Source organism: Hydrogenophaga sp. RWCD_12 (assembly GCF_046604225.1).
GTDB lineage: Bacteria > Pseudomonadota > Gammaproteobacteria > Burkholderiales > Burkholderiaceae_C > Hydrogenophaga.
Genome location: NZ_JBKIXC010000006.1, coordinates 112,519 through 127,961 on the forward strand (window position 1 = coordinate 112,519; position 15,443 = coordinate 127,961).

At 65.1% G+C, this 15,443-nt stretch carries 11 protein-coding genes; 9 read left to right on the top strand and 2 right to left on the bottom strand.

Annotated elements, in window-relative coordinates:
* The first annotated feature begins 62 nt into the window (after window positions 1-62).
* From ACLIJ1_RS21710 to ACLIJ1_RS21730, 5 genes are all read left to right on the top strand, one after another.
* On the top strand, window positions 63-3,380 hold the full coding sequence (locus tag ACLIJ1_RS21710; protein ID WP_411367651.1) for a GumC family protein: 3,318 nt from the start codon (window positions 63-65) through the stop codon (window positions 3,378-3,380).
* Between the two features lie 14 nt (window positions 3,381-3,394).
* Complete coding sequence (locus ACLIJ1_RS21715; RefSeq protein WP_411367652.1) at window positions 3,395-4,744, top strand: DnaJ domain-containing protein; 1,350 nt, start codon at window positions 3,395-3,397, stop codon at window positions 4,742-4,744.
* A 4-nt stretch (window positions 4,745-4,748) separates the two neighbouring features.
* Window positions 4,749-6,005, top strand: coding sequence for a hypothetical protein (locus tag ACLIJ1_RS21720; protein WP_411367653.1), 1,257 nt, complete (start codon window positions 4,749-4,751; stop codon window positions 6,003-6,005).
* On the top strand, window positions 6,002-6,805 hold the full coding sequence (locus tag ACLIJ1_RS21725) for a tyrosine-protein phosphatase (protein WP_411367654.1): 804 nt from the start codon (window positions 6,002-6,004) through the stop codon (window positions 6,803-6,805). Before ACLIJ1_RS21720 ends, ACLIJ1_RS21725 begins: the two co-directional genes overlap by 4 nt.
* Window positions 6,806-6,889: 84 nt before the next feature.
* Complete coding sequence (locus tag ACLIJ1_RS21730; RefSeq protein WP_411367655.1) at window positions 6,890-7,396, top strand: hypothetical protein; 507 nt, start codon at window positions 6,890-6,892, stop codon at window positions 7,394-7,396.
* Window positions 7,397-7,459: 63 nt separating this feature from the next.
* Here the strand turns inward: ACLIJ1_RS21730 and ACLIJ1_RS21735 are convergent, their stop codons facing one another.
* Both ACLIJ1_RS21735 and ACLIJ1_RS21740 read right to left on the bottom strand, forming a co-directional pair.
* Complete coding sequence (locus ACLIJ1_RS21735; protein WP_411367656.1) at window positions 7,460-7,816, bottom strand: hypothetical protein; 357 nt, start codon at window positions 7,814-7,816, stop codon at window positions 7,460-7,462.
* Window positions 7,817-8,063: 247 nt separating this feature from the next.
* Complete coding sequence (locus tag ACLIJ1_RS21740) at window positions 8,064-8,540, bottom strand: Lrp/AsnC family transcriptional regulator (protein WP_411367657.1); 477 nt, start codon at window positions 8,538-8,540, stop codon at window positions 8,064-8,066.
* A 178-nt stretch (window positions 8,541-8,718) separates the two neighbouring features.
* Here ACLIJ1_RS21740 and ACLIJ1_RS21745 point away from each other — a divergent pair, with 178 nt between their 5' ends.
* The 4 genes from ACLIJ1_RS21745 (at window position 8,719) to secD (ending at window position 15,440) form a co-directional block, all read left to right on the top strand.
* On the top strand, window positions 8,719-12,300 hold the full coding sequence (locus ACLIJ1_RS21745) for an indolepyruvate ferredoxin oxidoreductase family protein (RefSeq protein WP_411367658.1): 3,582 nt from the start codon (window positions 8,719-8,721) through the stop codon (window positions 12,298-12,300).
* A gap of 46 nt (window positions 12,301-12,346) precedes the next feature.
* Entirely contained in the window at window positions 12,347-13,036 is a 690-nt protein-coding gene (locus tag ACLIJ1_RS21750) for a phosphatase PAP2 family protein (RefSeq protein WP_411367659.1), read from the top strand.
* 77 nt (window positions 13,037-13,113) lie between these two features.
* A complete protein-coding gene (gene yajC, locus ACLIJ1_RS21755; protein WP_411367660.1) occupies window positions 13,114-13,437 on the top strand; it encodes a preprotein translocase subunit YajC in 324 nt (107 codons plus the stop codon).
* A 119-nt stretch (window positions 13,438-13,556) separates the two neighbouring features.
* A complete protein-coding gene (gene secD, locus ACLIJ1_RS21760) occupies window positions 13,557-15,440 on the top strand; it encodes a protein translocase subunit SecD (RefSeq protein WP_411367661.1) in 1,884 nt (627 codons plus the stop codon).
* Window positions 15,441-15,443 lie beyond the last annotated feature (3 nt).

Consider the following 15,443-nt stretch of genomic DNA (forward strand, 5'->3'; position numbering starts at 1 on the left):
TGGTCGACGGTCACTGCAAGGCCTGATGTCTCAGGCGTCTCCCATTCTTTCCCATCTATCCCATGTCTCAAATCGTGCCTGCCGAGCCCAATCCCAAAGTGCCGTCCAAGGCTCGAGCCATTGCGCTTCGCAACCCGAATGCGCTGGGACTTCCTTCCGAGCGGGAAGACGCCGCGGCCGCTGGCATTGAAGGCGATGGCATCGACCTGCGCGCGATCCTTCGTGTCCTGCTCCGCTACAAATGGATGCTGCTGGCATTGACACTTGCCGGCGGTGTGCTGGCTGCCGTGCAGAGCCTTCGCTCCACACCCCTGTATCGAACGGCCGCGCTGGTGCAGATAGATCGCACAGCACAGCGCGTCGTGGCTTTCGGCAACGAAGTGGACTCAGAGAAGGAAGTCTGGGACGACGGCGCGCAGCTGACCACCCAGATCGAATTGCTCAGGAGTCGAGCGATTGCCGAGCGCGTGATCGATGAGATGGGGCTCAATCATCGCAAGACGGCGGGTGACGCGCTCCCGGGGGCTGGCGATGAGGGCGGCATCATTGATCCGAAGGGCGACGCTTCCAAGCCGGAGGCGACCGGCTTTTTTGGCCGGATCATGAACACCTACCGCAAGCTGAACACGCCAGCGGTTCAGGATCCGCAGTTCCTGGATCGCAACAGCGTGGTGTCTGCGTTCCGGGGTTCGGTGTCCATCGAGCCGGTGCGCGAATCGCGGCTGGTGAACATTGTCGTGACCAACAGCAATCCGGAGCTGGCAGCGCGGATCGCCAACACGATGGCTCGCACGTTCATGGCGGTCAACCTTGAGCGGCGTCTGGAATCCTCAACCTATGCGCGCCGTTTTCTCGAAGACCAGATCAAGGTGACCAAGACCAAGCTCGAAGAATCCGAGCGCCTGATCAACGATTACTCCAAGCGCAACCAGATCCTTGCCTTGAGCGACAAGTCCGAAGTCGCCAGCCAGAACTTCTCTTCCCTGTCGGCGTCGCTGGCCAGGGCCGAGGAGGAGCGCATCAAGATCGAATCGCTCTACAACGAGGTGATGCGCAACCCGGAGAGCGCGCCCCAGGTGCTCGAAAGCAAGACCGTGGATGCGCTCAAGGAACAGCGCGCCAAGCTGGAGGCCGAGTACACGCAGAACCTGGCGGTGTTCAAGCCCGAGTTCCCGAAGATGGTGCAGCTCAAGACGCAGATCGATGACCTGAATGCACGCATCAAGTCGGAGGTCAATGTGGTGCTGGCGTCGATCCGTGCGCAGTACGAGGCCGCCAGGAAGCAGGAATCGCAGCTGCGGGATCGTGTGGGTCAGTCCCGTGCCGCCGTGGAAGTGGTGCAGGACCGCAGTGTCGACCTGAACCTGCTCAAGCGTGAACTGGAAACCAACCGGCAGGTGTACGACAGCCTGTTGCAGCGGCTGAAAGAGGTAGCTGTCACGGGGGGTCTGACCACTAACAACATCTCGATCGTCGACGAGGCCAAGCCGCCGCTGTTCCCGTTCAGTCCTGATCCAGAGCGCTATGCCTTCATCGGCATGGTGATGGGCTTCCTCTTTGGCCTTGGCATCGCTTTCCTTCGCGAAAACCTCGACGATACCGTCAAGCATCCCGACGAGATTGAGCCGTCCTACGGCGTACCGGTGCTCGGGTTGATTCCTCTGGTCCGCAACAAGGGGCGCGGTGGCCGGGTGGCGTCCCTGGTGCACGATGACCCCAGAAGTGCGTTCGCGGAGGCCTATCGCTCCATGCGGACGGCGCTGCAGTTTTCCACCAACGAAGGCGCGCCCAAGCTGCTGATGGTGACCAGTTGCGGCAAGGCCGAAGGCAAGACGACCACCGCCATCTCGCTGGCCATCAACTTCGCGCAGCTGGGCAAGCAGGTGCTGCTGATTGATGCGGACATGCGCAATCCGTCGGTTCACAAGACCATGCTGCTGCCCAATGAGAGCGGGCTGTCCAACTTCCTGGCCGGGGAGCCGGGCGCTGGCACACTGATCCAGAACGCGAACATCGCCAATCTGTCGGTGTTGACGGCCGGACCGACGCCTCCCGATCCGGTCGAACTGCTCATGGGTCCGAAGTTCCAGCTGCTGCTGGAAAAAGCCCATGAACTGGGTTACACCCAGGTCATCATCGACAGCCCGCCGCTGCTCGGCATCGCGGATGCCATCGTGCTGGGCAACCAGGTGCCCCACCTGATCTTCACGATCAAGGCCGGCTCGACCCGCAAGTCCGCCATCAAGGATGCCCTGCGCCGGCTGCGCCATGGCGGTATTGCCCCGATGGGGGTGGTGCTGACCCATGTGAGCGACAAGCACGGGACCGACTATGGGTATGGCAGTTACTACGGCTACGAAGACGAGTCCCAGTCGCCTCGCTCAGGCTTCGCCTCCACCTTGAGCGCGGACACCGAGCGGAATGAGGCCACCACCGGTGAACGGCCTGCAGGCGCGTCTGGCAACAACACCTTGTTCGGTGCTGGCGGACCTCCATCGCGGCGCTGGCTGGTTCCAGGCCTGGTGGGCGTTGCTGTGGTGGCCGCCTTGGGTGCTGGTGCCTGGTGGATGGGTTCGGGTGACAGCGCGCCGACGGTCAAGCTTGCCGAGAAGCCAGCGAAGGCCGCAGTGGTGGGGGTGATCAAGTCGACCGAAGTGGCACCTGTCGCGGCTTCGCCTGCGGACGCCACGCCGCCCGCGGCACCCGCGCCGGTCGTGCCACCCGCCGTGGTGCCACCGGCGACAGCGCCTGTTCCGGTCGAAGCTGCAGTCACCGCTCCCGCTCCGAAGGAGTCCTCCAAGGCGCCTGAACTGGCCACCATCCAGGACAAACCGGAAGTCATCTGGCCGCTGCTGGGACAACTCTGGGGCGTGAAGCTGGATCCGACCAGCGCCTGCGAGAGCGGCCTGGCGTTGGGGGTGCAGTGTTTCCGCCAGGTTGGCATCGGCCTCTCTGAACTCAAGGCGCTGGATCGCCCCGGACTGGTCCAGTTGCAGGAGGGCACGACCAGGCGCTGGGTCCTGCTGCAAAAGATGGCGGGTGACACCGTGACCCTCGCTGCAAATGGACAGACCTGGACGCTCCCGATGGACGCGTTCCGCAAGACCTGGTCGGGTGCCTTCACGACGCTCTGGCGCCTGCCTCCCGGATACCGCGCGCGCGTGTTTGCTGCCAAGGATTCCGATCCGGCCGGGCAGTGGCTCAATGAACAGCTCAAGCAGCTGCAAGCCAAGCAGAAACTGGCAGCGACCGCAGACAGCCTGGAGGCGCGGGTGAGCCAGTTTCAGGTGGAGCACAAGCTTCCGCGTGATGGCAAGGCCATGCCGTCGGTCTATGTGCTGGTGAACCGTCTGGCCGGTGTGGACGAGCCCCGTCTCTGACTGGCAAACCGCCCATGACCCCGTCCGCCGGCAGTGTGTCCCCCGAGGTGCTCTGGGAAGCCTTGCTGGCGTTCCAGCAGAGCCCTGGCCGCCATGCAGTGGCGCGCGGGGAGCCACGGCTGCTGTTCGACAAAGTCCTGGACATCCTCCATCTCGCTGCCGACAGGCCGGTATCCGGCATTTCTCGCGACACGCCATCGACCCCAGTCCGGCAGGCAGCACGGTTCTTTGTCAGGACAGCGATGCTGCGTTCTGGTGCGACCCACTATGAGGTGATGGGAGTCCATCCTGGAAGCGACCTGTCGGCGGTGCGTGAGCACTATCGCATCCTGATCCGGCTGACGCACCCCGACTTTGCGCGCGACGATGTTCGTTGGCCCGACGATGCGGCTGCGCGGGTGAATCTGGCGCACGACGTCCTGTCTTCGTCGGTGAAGCGGGCCGAATACGATTCACAGCTGAAAGCACGGCAAACGCTGAGCTCCGCTCCCAAGCCAACGGTGCCTATCCATGGACGCCAGCGGGCTCCGGTCCACGGACGCCTGTCGCGGCGACGCATCGTGGCATTCGTTTCCGGGGCATTGGTTCTGGGCGCGGTTGGTGTATTGGCGACCATGTGGTCGTCGGCCGACGATGCGTCGCTGGGTCTGGCCAAGGCGCCAGAACCGTTGCTGAACCTTTCCGAGTCTCCGGAGGGGCCACAAAACGGGCAGGGCGATGGCTGGGCTCCCGACAAAGTGTTTCCTGGAGCGCCATCGCATGGAGAGGACAAGGGGCGAACGGCAAAACCGGGTGTTGCGCTGGCACGGGTGCCCACAGGCAACCCAGTGCCCAAGAGCCCGCGGGAACGGAAGCCCCCGTTGGCCGAACAGACCGACAAAGCCGCGGCTTCGGTGGCGGCACCGGAGACCACCGTTGTTGCCTCAGTCAGTGAGCCGGCGCGGGCTGTACAGGCGACCCCTGCCCCGGCAGCCGACGACAGTTCGCCAGCCAAGGCCGATGCGGCTTCCCTGAAGGGCGACATCCGTGCCTACCAGCCTGTGCTGGTGGACTTGCTGCACATGCTGGAGACCGGTCAGATCGAGCGGCTGCAGCGTTGGGCGGCGCGGTCCACGCAGCAGGAGGCGTCGGCTGAGCGTTTTGCCGGTGCTTACCAGCGGTTGTTGGGTGATGCGGTGGTGACCGGGCTGGGACCGGCACGTTTCGACCTCAAGCAGGTCCAGGATCGTCAGGTGGTGTCGGGTGCCGTCCAGATCCGGATGCTTGACCGCAACCAGCAGGTCATGGTGCGTGACTTTCGCCTGAAGGCCCAGTTTGTTTCCCGCTCGGGCGGGCCGCAGTTGGCGAGCCTCGATGCGGAGTGACGTCATGCCGGACCCAGGACGACTTCCCGTGGGCCTGAGTGTTTCCTGGCGTGTGGCGCTCGCATTGTGTGTGCTCGCGGCCATTGCATTGACCTGGCTTTCGGTGACCGCCAATCTGGACTTTGCGTGCCAGAACCGCCAATGGCCGGTCGTTGACGGGTGCCCGGCCTCGAGCTCAGCGTCGGCACCAGGAGCGGCGGGGCCGGAATGGGACCGGCTGCGTGAACGGGTGGCGAACAATCCTGGAGACGGGCTGGCCATGGCGGACATGGTTCGCTACGCTGGATTGCCGCCCGAGACCATTGGCATGGATGGTGGCCGGCTGATTGACCTGGTCAGTCGTGTGGCGCCCTTCCGCGACGAGGTATTGAAGCAGCAAGTGGTGCGCGCACTTTCGAGGCAGGACTGGGCACAGGCCGTGCCATTCCTGGTGCAACTGGCCGTGCGGCATGGAGACGCAGAGGCATCTCGCTCGTTGGCCAGGCTGATGGTGCTGTCAAGCCAGGACCCGGCGTTGCTCGATGTCCTGCGAAGCGCTTCGCAGGGAAACGTGGATTGGGTGAACCGTGCCTTGCGTGTCATCCCGGCGGAAAAACTGCCGATGTGGGCCACCTTGCCGCTGGTGGTCGAAGTCTTGCAGCGCGATGGCATCCAGTCCGCGACCGGCCTGCTGGTGGTCCGTCAGCTCAAGGCGGAGGCACGCTGGCTGGACGCGCATGCCGTCTGGCTGCAACTCTGGAAGCGACCGCTGGATCTGATCTACAACGGCGGGTTCGACCGGGAATTTGTCCGCGATGCCTTTGACTGGGACCTGGCCGAAGGTGACCCGGCCCGCGTGGGTGCGGAGGTGGAGCGTGTAGGCATGGGACCGAGGGGGCAGGTCTTGCGCATCCGCTTCAACGGACGCCCGTTGCGGATGCCGCTGCTCAAGCACGACCTCCTGCTGCCGGCCGGCGTGTATCACTTTGAGGGCGATTTTCGCGCCAGGGAACTGCCAAGCGCCCAGGGTCTGGTCTGGACCTTCACTTGCGCCCAGGGAGGCGGGGAACTCGCCCGGTCTGTTGCCATGCAATCCACAGACTCGGAATGGAGCCGCACGTCGATGGAGTTGACCATCGGCAGCGATTGCCAGGCGCTCACGCTGGCCTTGGTTCCCAAGTCCGAAGCCGACGTCCGGGGCGGCTTGCGCGGTGAACTCTTGCTGGATCGCGTTGTCCTGACCCGCCTGGTGGGGGGTATTGCCGCGAACGTGAAACGATGATCGATTTGCACACACACATCCTGCCGGGCATCGACGACGGTGCCAAGAACCTGCAGGTCTCTCTGGAGATGGCGGCCATTGCGGTGGAGGACGGCATCCATACGATGGCGTGCACGCCACACATCTACCCTGGCATGTACATGAATGACGGGCCTGGAATCCAGCAGGCCATGCAAGCTTTGCAGGCAGAGTTTGAACAGCGCAACATCGGGTTGAAGCTGGTGGTGGGCGCAGACGTCCATCTGGTGCCCGGCCTTCTCGAAGGCCTGCGCGCCGGAACGGTGCCGACGCTGAACCGCTCCCGGTACTTGCTGCTGGAGCCGTCACACACCACGCCGCCGCCGCGATTCGAAGATGCGGTGTTCTCACTGGTGGCAGCCGGTTACACGCCGGTCATCACCCACCCGGAGCGACTGACCTGGGTCGAGGCCCATTACCCCGTGTTTCTGAGGCTGATCGAGCAGGGTGCCTGGATGCAGGTGACCGCTGGAGCTCTCACGGGAGCGTTCGGCCGCCGTGCGCAGTACTGGGGCGAACGTTTCCTCGCCGAAGGGCGCACCCATATTCTGGCCAGCGATGCGCACACGGCGGGTCGCCGCCGCCCCCAGCTTCGACCCGCGCTGGAAGTGGCGGAACGCCTTCTGGGCAAGGAAGAGGCCATGAAACTGGTGAAGGACCGGCCCCAGGCCATCCTGGACAATGTTGCGCCGCAAGAAGTTCCAGCGCCGCCCGGTGAGCCGCACCGGCTGTCACAGAATCTGTGGTCGCGCTGTTGGGCGGCGCTCACAGGTAGGCATTAGGAGTGACAAACAGTTCTCTGTGCACGATAATCCAATAACCTTTTTCCCTTGCAGCTGGCCTGCATCTTCCGCCAGGAATCATTCATGAAGACTTCTCTCGTTGCGCTCGTTGTGGCCTCTGCTGCGAGTATCGCCGTCGCACAACAGGCGCCTTACGCGGTCATCAAGTCGGTCGAAGGGCTTGTGACGGTGACTTCCAACAACCAGCTGACCAACGCGTCTGCCAACATGCCGTTGCAGCAAGGTGCCGAGGTTCTCAGTACCTCCAACGGCAAGGCCACCATCCAGTTTGCCAGCGGCTGTACGGTGACGATCCAGGGCGGCCAGTCGCTGCCGGTGTCGGAAGCTGCCTGTACCCAGTTCCTGGCCGCCAACCCTGGTGCTGGCGCCGGTGCTGGTGGTGCGGGCCTGTCCACCCCGACCAAACTGCTGATCGGAGCTGCTGGTCTGGGTGTGTTGTACAACCAGACCCGCGGCGGAACGACGCCGGCCCCAGCCCCTGCAGTCGTTCCTCCGACGCCGGCTCCGGCCCCAGCCCCGGCTGCTGCGGCGCCCGCCCCGGCTCCGACGCCTCCGATCAGCGGCGCCTGATTCCACGGCGAATCGAGTCCTGCGACGGCATCCGGAAACGGATGCCGTTTGTCTTTGGGGGTCTCAAAGACCGACTTCTCGGACGTGTGAGAGCAGAGCCAACTGGTTGTCTATGAACTGGCTGTGTTGGGCGAACCGTGCAAACGGGGTGCTCTGCAGGCCTGGATGGGCAGATTCGAGGACTTGCCAGTCGGTGTTCAGTGCGCTCACGTCGAGAGCGATGGATGCGGGCAAGCTGTCGGACTGCCGCCGAAGCGCTCCCAGTGACTGGCGCAGCAAGGCGTCCAGCCGGGCCAGCTCCCCCACATCGACATCTCTGGCTGCGACGAGGACGCGGCGTTGCCGCGACAGACTGATCAGATCAGAGAGCCCGGACTCCAGAGGGCTGGCTGCGGCTGAAGCAGCTTGCACGTAGGCCATTGGGGATCTGGCGGATTCGCCCATTGGGCCAGCCAACAGCGCCACGCAGGCGAACAGGATGCCGGCAAGGGTCCATGCGGTTCGCTCACGCTGGAGCGGAGTTCGGACGCCCTGAACGGGAGCTGGTGGAGTGTTCCAGAAAAGTTTCACACAGGCAGTATCGGCAGATGCCGGCGGGACTTGAGCCAGAACAAATGGGTCGTTGACCCCCTGTTCCTGCGATCAAGAATTCACCCCGAAACCTTCGCTACCGCTTCAGATGTCCCAGCGGAAGCGCTCCCGCCGACTTCACTTCGCCGAGCGAAAACGAGGTGTGCAGGTCTTTCACATTGGGCAGGTTGATCAGCACCTCGCGGGCGAAGCGGCTGAACTCGCCCAGGTCGGGGCAGACCACCTGCAGCTCGAAGGTGCCGGAGCCGCTGATGTAGTGGCAGCTGACGATTTCAGGAATTTTCTGGATCGTCGCTTCGAGCTGGCGCGTCACGTCGCCGCTGTTGCGTTCGGCGTCCAGACGCACAAAGGCCAACACCCCCAGGCCGATCTTCTCGCGGTTGAGTTCGGCCCGGTAACCGGTGATGAATCCCGCTTCTTCCAGCGCCCGCACCCGGCGCCAGCACGGCGCGGCCGACAGACCCACGCGGCTGGCCAGTTCGGCGTTGGTCAGACGGCCGTCGTTTTGCAGCTCGTTCAGGATGGCGAGGTCAAACTTGTCGAGTGTTTCCATAGATGGCGTTTTGGAGAAAGAAGCTTTCTCAAGTGTCGCAATAGCGGGCATGAAAAGCAAACACCTGTCGCCGTCCGGGACATACACTGATCGCCATACTGGCACCAGCCGATCTGGCCGGATTCCAGGAAAAAAGTGCCCACAAGGCGCTTCCCCACCCACAGCAGGAGACAACAACATGAATGCACCGCTGCCCGAGCACGTCCGCAAGGCGCTGGAAACCGTCACCCTCGACGACAAATATTCCCTGGACCACGGCCGCGCTTTCATGAGCGGCGTGCAGGCGCTGGTCAAGCTGCCCATGCTGCAGCGTCAGCGCGACGCCCTGGTCGGCAAGAACACGGCGGGGTTCATCAGCGGTTACCGGGGTTCGCCGCTGGGCGGCTATGACCAGGCACTGCAGAAGGCTGCGCCGTATCTCAAGCAACAGAACATCGTCTTCCAGCCCGGCGTGAACGAAGAGCTGGCGGCCACTGCCCTCTGGGGCACGCAGCAGCTGGGCTTCGCCCCGCCCGGCAGCAACAAGTTCGACGGCGTGTTCGGCATCTGGTACGGCAAGGGCCCGGGCGTGGACCGCTGCTCCGACGTGTTCAAGCACGCCAACATGGCCGGCACCACGCCCTGGGGCGGCGTGATCGCAGTGGCCGGCGACGACCACGTGGCCAAGAGCTCGACCGCCGCGCATCAGAGCGACCACATCTTCAAGGCCTGCGGCCTGCCGGTGTTCTTCCCGTCCACGGTGCAGGACATCCTGGACCTGGGCCTGCACGCCTTCGCCATGAGCCGTTTCTCCGGCGTCTGGGCCGGCATGAAGACCATCCAGGAAATCGTCGAATCCAGCGCCACGGCGATGATCGACCCGGAGCGGGTGCAGATCGTGATCCCCGAGTTCGACATGCCGCCCGGCGGCGTGCACATCCGCTGGCCCGACCACGCGCTGGACCAGGAAGCGCGCCTGTTCGACTACAAGTGGTACGCCGCGCTGGCCTACATCCGCGCCAACAAGCTCAACCACAACGTGGTGGCCGGCCCGAACGACCGCTTCGGCATCATCGCCAGCGGCAAGGCCTTCAACGACACGCGCCAGGCGCTGCTGGACCTAGGCCTGGACGACGAAACCTGCCGCCGCATCGGCCTGCGCCTGCACAAGGTGAACGTGGTCTGGCCGCTGGAGGCGCAGACCACGCGCGAATTCGCCACCGGCCTGCGCGAGATCCTGGTGGTGGAAGAAAAGCGCCAGGTCATCGAATACCAGCTCAAGGAAGAGCTCTACAACTGGCGCGCCGACGTGCGCCCGCACGTGCTGGGCAAGTTCGACGAGGTGGAGGGCGACTTCACCGGCGGCGAATGGTCCATGCCCAACCCCAGCGCCCACACCCTGCTGCGCGCCAACGCCGACCTGTCGCCGGCCATCATCGCGCGCGCCGTGGCGCGGCGCCTGCGCAAGATCGGCTTGCCCGAAGATGTGCAGGCTCGCATTGACGCGCAGCTGGCCATCCTGACGGCGCAGGAGCAGTCGATGCAGACGCTGCTGACCAAGGGCGTCGAAGGCGCCGAGCGCCAGCCCTGGTTCTGCTCGGGTTGCCCGCACAACACGTCCACCAAGGTGCCCGAAGGCTCGCGCGCCATGGCTGGCATCGGCTGCCACTTCATGACGATCTGGATGGACCGTTCCACCACCGGCTTCACCCAGATGGGCGGCGAGGGCGTGCCCTGGGTCGGCCAGCAGCCGTTCAGCCACGACCAGCACATGTTCGCCAACCTGGGCGACGGCACCTACTTCCACAGCGGCCTGCTGGCGGTGCGCCAGAGCATCGCCGCCGGCGTGAACATCACCTACAAGATCCTCTACAACGACGCGGTCGCCATGACCGGCGGCCAGCAGGTCGGTGAGCGCCCCGAGGGCCACAGCGTGGTGCAGATCGCGCAGAGCATGCGCGCCGAGGGCGCGGTGAAGATCACCATCGTTACCGACGAACCGGAGAAGTACGCGGCCGTGCAAGGCCTGCCGGCCGGCATCGCGATCCAGCACCGCGACACGCTGGACGCGGTGCAGCGCGAGTTCCGCGAGATCCAGGGGACCACGGTCATCATCTATGACCAGACCTGCGCCACCGAGAAGCGCCGCCGCCGCAAGCGCGGCACCATGGTCGAGCCGACCGAGCGCGTGGTCATCAACGAGGCGGTCTGCGAAGGCTGCGGCGATTGCGGCGTGCAGAGCAACTGCCTGTCGGTCGAGCCACTGGAAACCGAGTTCGGCCGCAAGCGCGCCATCAACCAGAGCACCTGCAACAAGGACTTCTCCTGCGTCAAGGGCTTCTGCCCCAGCTTCGTCACCGTCGACGGCGGCCAGCTGCGCAAGAAGAAGGCGGACAACAGGGCCGAGTGGACCGGCGGCACGCTGCCCGAACCGAAGCAGCCGCTGCTGGCCGACGCGGCCTGGGGCATCGTGGTCGCGGGCGTCGGCGGCACCGGTGTCATCACCATCGGCCAGCTGCTGGGCATGGCGGCCCACATCGAGGGCAAGGGCATCGTCACGCAGGACGCGGCGGGTCTGGCGCAGAAGGGCGGCGCGACCTGGAGCCATGTGCTGATCGGTGCGCACCAGGACGTGATCCGCACCACTCGCGTGTCTGCGGCGTCGGCCGACCTGATCATCGGCTGCGACCCGATCGTGGCGGCCAACAAGGAAAGCTGGCTGCGGCTGCGCGCCGACCGCAGCCACGTGGCGCTCAACGCCAGCGCCACGCCGACGGCCGCGTTCGTGAAGAACACGGAGTGGCAGAACCCGGCACAGGCCTGCGTCGACGCGCTGGTGGGTGCCCTCGGCACCGAGGCGGTCGGTGTGTTCGACGCCGAGACCGCAGCCACCAAGCTGATGGGCGACTCGATCTACACCAACCCGATGATGCTCGGCTACGCTTGGCAGCGCGGCTGGGTGCCGCTGGGGCTGACGGCTCTGATGCGCGCCATTGAGCTCAACGCGGTGCAGGTCGAGAAAAACCGGCAGGCCTTCGAGTGGGGCCGTCGCGCCGCGCACGACCCCAAGGCGATGGCGATGTTGCTCAACCCGGTGGGCGAAAACGTGCTCCGCTTCCACAAGCGCGAGACGGTCGACAGCCTGGTGGCGCGCCGGGTCGAGTTCCTGACCGCTTACCAGAACGCGGCCTACGCGGGTGAATACGAGGTCTTTGTGCGCCGCGTGCAGGACGCCGAAGCAAAACTGGGCAAGACTGCGCTGACCGAGGCCGTGGCCCGGTACCTGTTCAAGCTCATGGCCTACAAGGACGAGTACGAAGTCGCGCGCCTGCACAGCGACCCGGCTTTCCACGCGAAGCTGGCGGCGCAGTTCGAGGGGGACTTCAAGCTGCACGTGCATCTGGCGCCGCCGCTGTTCGCCAAGACCAACGCCAAGGGTGAGCTGGTCAAGCAGAAATACGGCCCGCTGATGTTCACCGGCTTCAGGCTGCTGGCCAAACTCAAGGGGCTGCGTGGCACGGCGCTGGACATCTTTGCCCGCACCGAAGAGCGCCGCACCGAACGCGCCCTGATCGCCGAGTACCGCGCGAGCGTCGAGGAGTTGATGCAAAGCCTGGACGCAGCCAACCACGCGCTGGCGCTGGACATTGCCCGCATTCCGGAGCAGATCCGGGGCTACGGCCATGTGAAGGTGCGCCACCTGGCGGCCGCCCGCCAGCGCTGGGACGGACTGATGGCGCAGTGGCGTCAGCCGGCAGGAGCGAACGCGCGCGCCGCCTGACGACCTTCAGAGGCAGGCTGTCATCCGGGGCTGATACCCTCCGGACATGGACTGGCTGTTTCTGACTTCGCTGGGGAGCGCAGCGCTGGTGTGGCCGCTGGCCATCGCGTTGGGCGCGGTGCTCTGGGGAGAGCAGGTCAGGCTGGCGCTGGTGCTGCGCTGGTGGCTCGCGCTGGCTCTGGCCAGTTTGCTGGTGGCCGGTACCAAGGTCCTGTTTTATGGATGGGGCACCGGAGTCCGAGCCTGGGACCTGACCTGCTTCAGCGGCCATGCAACCATGGCCACCGCCTTCTGGCCCGTGGCGGTTGCCGCGTTGGCGGGGAATTCCCCGCGGTGGCGCTGGCTTGGAGCGTTCATCGGCCTGGTGCTGGGAGGTGCCGTGGCCGTCTCCCGGGTGGCATTGCACGCGCATCCGGTTTCCGAGGCGGCTGCTGGCTTTGCGCTTGGTGCTCTGGTGGCCGGTGTGGGCCTGTCGGCCCTGAAGACCTGGCACACCCCGGCGACGCTTCGGAGGGTGTTCCCCGCCGGTCTTGCTGCGGTGGCGCTCCTCATGGGTGCCGGCCGATGGGTGCCGCACTTGCCGTCGGAAGACTGGTTTCAGCGCCTGGGTGTGGTTCTTTCCGGGCGGGACAGCCCGGTGGACCGCGGGCAGTGGCAGGCACAGCCTGACGGATTGTCAATGTCAGCACACGGCGCTCTTGTGGGGGGCGCCGAATACAATGATCGGCTTGCCTGACGTTGCCCCTGCCGAGATGGCTTGGACGGGGAGACTGTCATGCAATCCACCTGACCCAGTCGTTTTCGGAGAATTCAGTGTTCATTTCCTCTGCCTTTGCCCAAACCGCAGCCGGTGCCGGCGACACCCAGAGCACCCTGATCAGCATGCTGCCGCTGGTGCTGATGTTCGTGGTGCTGTACTTCGTCATGATCCGCCCCCAGATGAAGAAGCAGAAAGAGCACAAGGCCATGGTCGAAGCGCTCGCCAAGGGCGACGAAATCGTGACCGCCGGTGGTTTCCTGGGCAAGGTTTCGAAGATCGGTGAAGCCTACATTGGTGTGGAACTGGCCAGTGGCGTGGAAGTGCAGATGCAGCGCTCGGCCGTGGTGCAGGTGCTGCCCAAGGGCACGTTGAAGTAACACCCCCGCACGGGCCCTTTTGGGCCCGTTCCCCCCTCAAGGGGGCAGTGCCTGCAGCCCGGCAAAGCCGGTTCTGCAGCACTCTGGATTGAAAAGATCTCTGTGCCGAAGGGCCTGTCATGAATCGCTACCCTCTCTGGAAGTACCTGATCATCGCGGTGGCGCTGGTGGTCGGCGTGCTGTTTTCGCTGCCCAACCTGTTCGGCGAATCGCCGGCGGTGCAGGTATCGGCCGCGCGTTCTTCGGTCAAGGTCGACGGGACGACCGTCACCCGCGTGGAGCAGACGCTGGAACGCGAGGGCGTGAAGGCCTCGCAGGTGCAGCAGGAAGGCAGTTCGGTCAAGGCGCGGTTCGAGACCACCGACGACCAGATCAAGGCGCGCGACGCGATCGAGCACACGCTCAACCCCGATCCGTCCAACCCAGGCTTCGTGGTGGCACTGAACCTGGTGCCGCGCACACCGACCTGGCTCTCGAAGATCGGTGCCGCGCCGATGTACCTCGGCCTGGACCTGCGCGGCGGCGTGCACTTCATGCTCCAGGTCGACATGGCTGCAGCGCTGCAGCGCAAGGTCGAAGTCATGGCGGCCGACCTGCGCACTGCCCTGCGCGAAAAGAACGTGCGCCACGGTGGCATCCAGCGCAACGGCAACAACATCGAAGTGCGTGCCCGCGACGAAGCCACGGCGCAGGCGATCGAAAACCTGATCGCTGACCAGTTCGCCGACCTGCAGGTGGTGCGCGCGCCCGACGGCGCCGAGTTCCGCCTGACGGCCACGCTCAAGCCGCAGGCCGCCACGACTGTGCAGTCGGCGGCGCTCAAGCAGAACATCACCACACTGCACAACCGGATCAACGAACTGGCAGTCTCCGAGCCCGTGATCCAGCAGCAGGGTGCTGACCGCATCGTGGTCCAGCTGCCGGGCGTGCAGGACACGGCCAAGGCCAAGGACATCCTGGGCCGCACTGCCACGCTGGAAGTGCGCCTGGTCGACGAGAGCACCGAGGGGCAGGCGGCCGAGAGCGGCACCGGCGCGGTGCCGTTCGGCGCCGAGAAATACCTGGAGCGCAATGGCCGCCCCGTCATCGTCAAGCGCGAGGTGCTGCTGACCGGTGAAAACCTGACCGACGCCCAGGCCGGTTTCGACGACCAGCAGCAGCCGGCCGTGCACCTGACCCTGGACAGCAAGGGCTCGCGCGTGTTCCGCGACGTGACGCGCGAGAACATCGGCAAGCGCATGGCCATCATCCTGTTCGAGAAGGGCAAGGGCGAGGTCGTGACGGCGCCGGTGATCCGCTCCGAGATCGGCGGCGGCCGGGTGCAGATTTCCGGCAGCATGAACACCGTCGAAGCCAACGACACCGCGCTGCTGCTGCGCGCCGGTTCGCTGGCCGCGCCGATGGAGATCATCGAAGAGCGCACCATCGGCCCGAGCCTGGGCAAGGAAAACATCGAGCGCGGATTCAACAGCGTGACCATCGGCTTCCTGGTGGTGGCGGCCTTCATGTGCCTGTACTACATGCTGTTCGGCGTGTTCTCCAGCCTGGCGCTGGGCTTCAACCTGGTGCTGCTGGTGGCGATCCTGTCGATGCTGCAGGCGACGCTGACGCTGCCCGGCATGGCGGCCATGGCGCTGGCACTGGGCATGGCCATCGACGCCAACGTGCTGATCAACGAGCGCGTGCGCGAAGAGCTGCGCAACGGTTCGGCACCACAGACCGCGATCAACGTCGGTTACGACCACGCCTGGGGCACCATCCTCGACTCCAACATCACCTCGCTGATCGCCGGTGTCGCGCTGCTGATCTTCGGTTCCGGCCCGGTGCGCGGTTTCGCCGTGGTGCATTGCATCGGCATCCTGACCAGCATGTTCTCGTCGGTGGTGTTCTCGCGAGCCCTGGTCAACCTCTGGTATGGCCGTCAGAAGAAACTCAAGAGCGTGTCCATCGGCACGGTGTGGCGCCCCGAGGGCGGCAGCGACGTGGCCAACAAGGCCGACTGATCC

Bases quoted from the DNA above. Each gene is read 5' to 3' on its own strand.
- ACLIJ1_RS21710 (WP_411367651.1), top strand. From the start codon at position 63: ATGTCTCAAATCGTGCCTGCCGAGCCCAATCCCAAAGTGCCGTCCAAG.
- ACLIJ1_RS21715 (WP_411367652.1), top strand. From the start codon at position 3,395: ATGACCCCGTCCGCCGGCAGTGTGTCCCCCGAGGTGCTCTGGGAAGCC.
- ACLIJ1_RS21720 (WP_411367653.1), top strand. From the start codon at position 4,749: ATGCCGGACCCAGGACGACTTCCCGTGGGCCTGAGTGTTTCCTGGCGT.
- ACLIJ1_RS21725 (WP_411367654.1), top strand. From the start codon at position 6,002: ATGATCGATTTGCACACACACATCCTGCCGGGCATCGACGACGGTGCC.
- ACLIJ1_RS21730 (WP_411367655.1), top strand. From the start codon at position 6,890: ATGAAGACTTCTCTCGTTGCGCTCGTTGTGGCCTCTGCTGCGAGTATC.
- ACLIJ1_RS21735 (WP_411367656.1), bottom strand. From the start codon at position 7,816: ATGGCCTACGTGCAAGCTGCTTCAGCCGCAGCCAGCCCTCTGGAGTCC.
- ACLIJ1_RS21740 (WP_411367657.1), bottom strand. From the start codon at position 8,540: ATGGAAACACTCGACAAGTTTGACCTCGCCATCCTGAACGAGCTGCAA.
- ACLIJ1_RS21745 (WP_411367658.1), top strand. From the start codon at position 8,719: ATGAATGCACCGCTGCCCGAGCACGTCCGCAAGGCGCTGGAAACCGTC.
- ACLIJ1_RS21750 (WP_411367659.1), top strand. From the start codon at position 12,347: ATGGACTGGCTGTTTCTGACTTCGCTGGGGAGCGCAGCGCTGGTGTGG.
- secD (WP_411367661.1), top strand. From the start codon at position 13,557: ATGAATCGCTACCCTCTCTGGAAGTACCTGATCATCGCGGTGGCGCTG.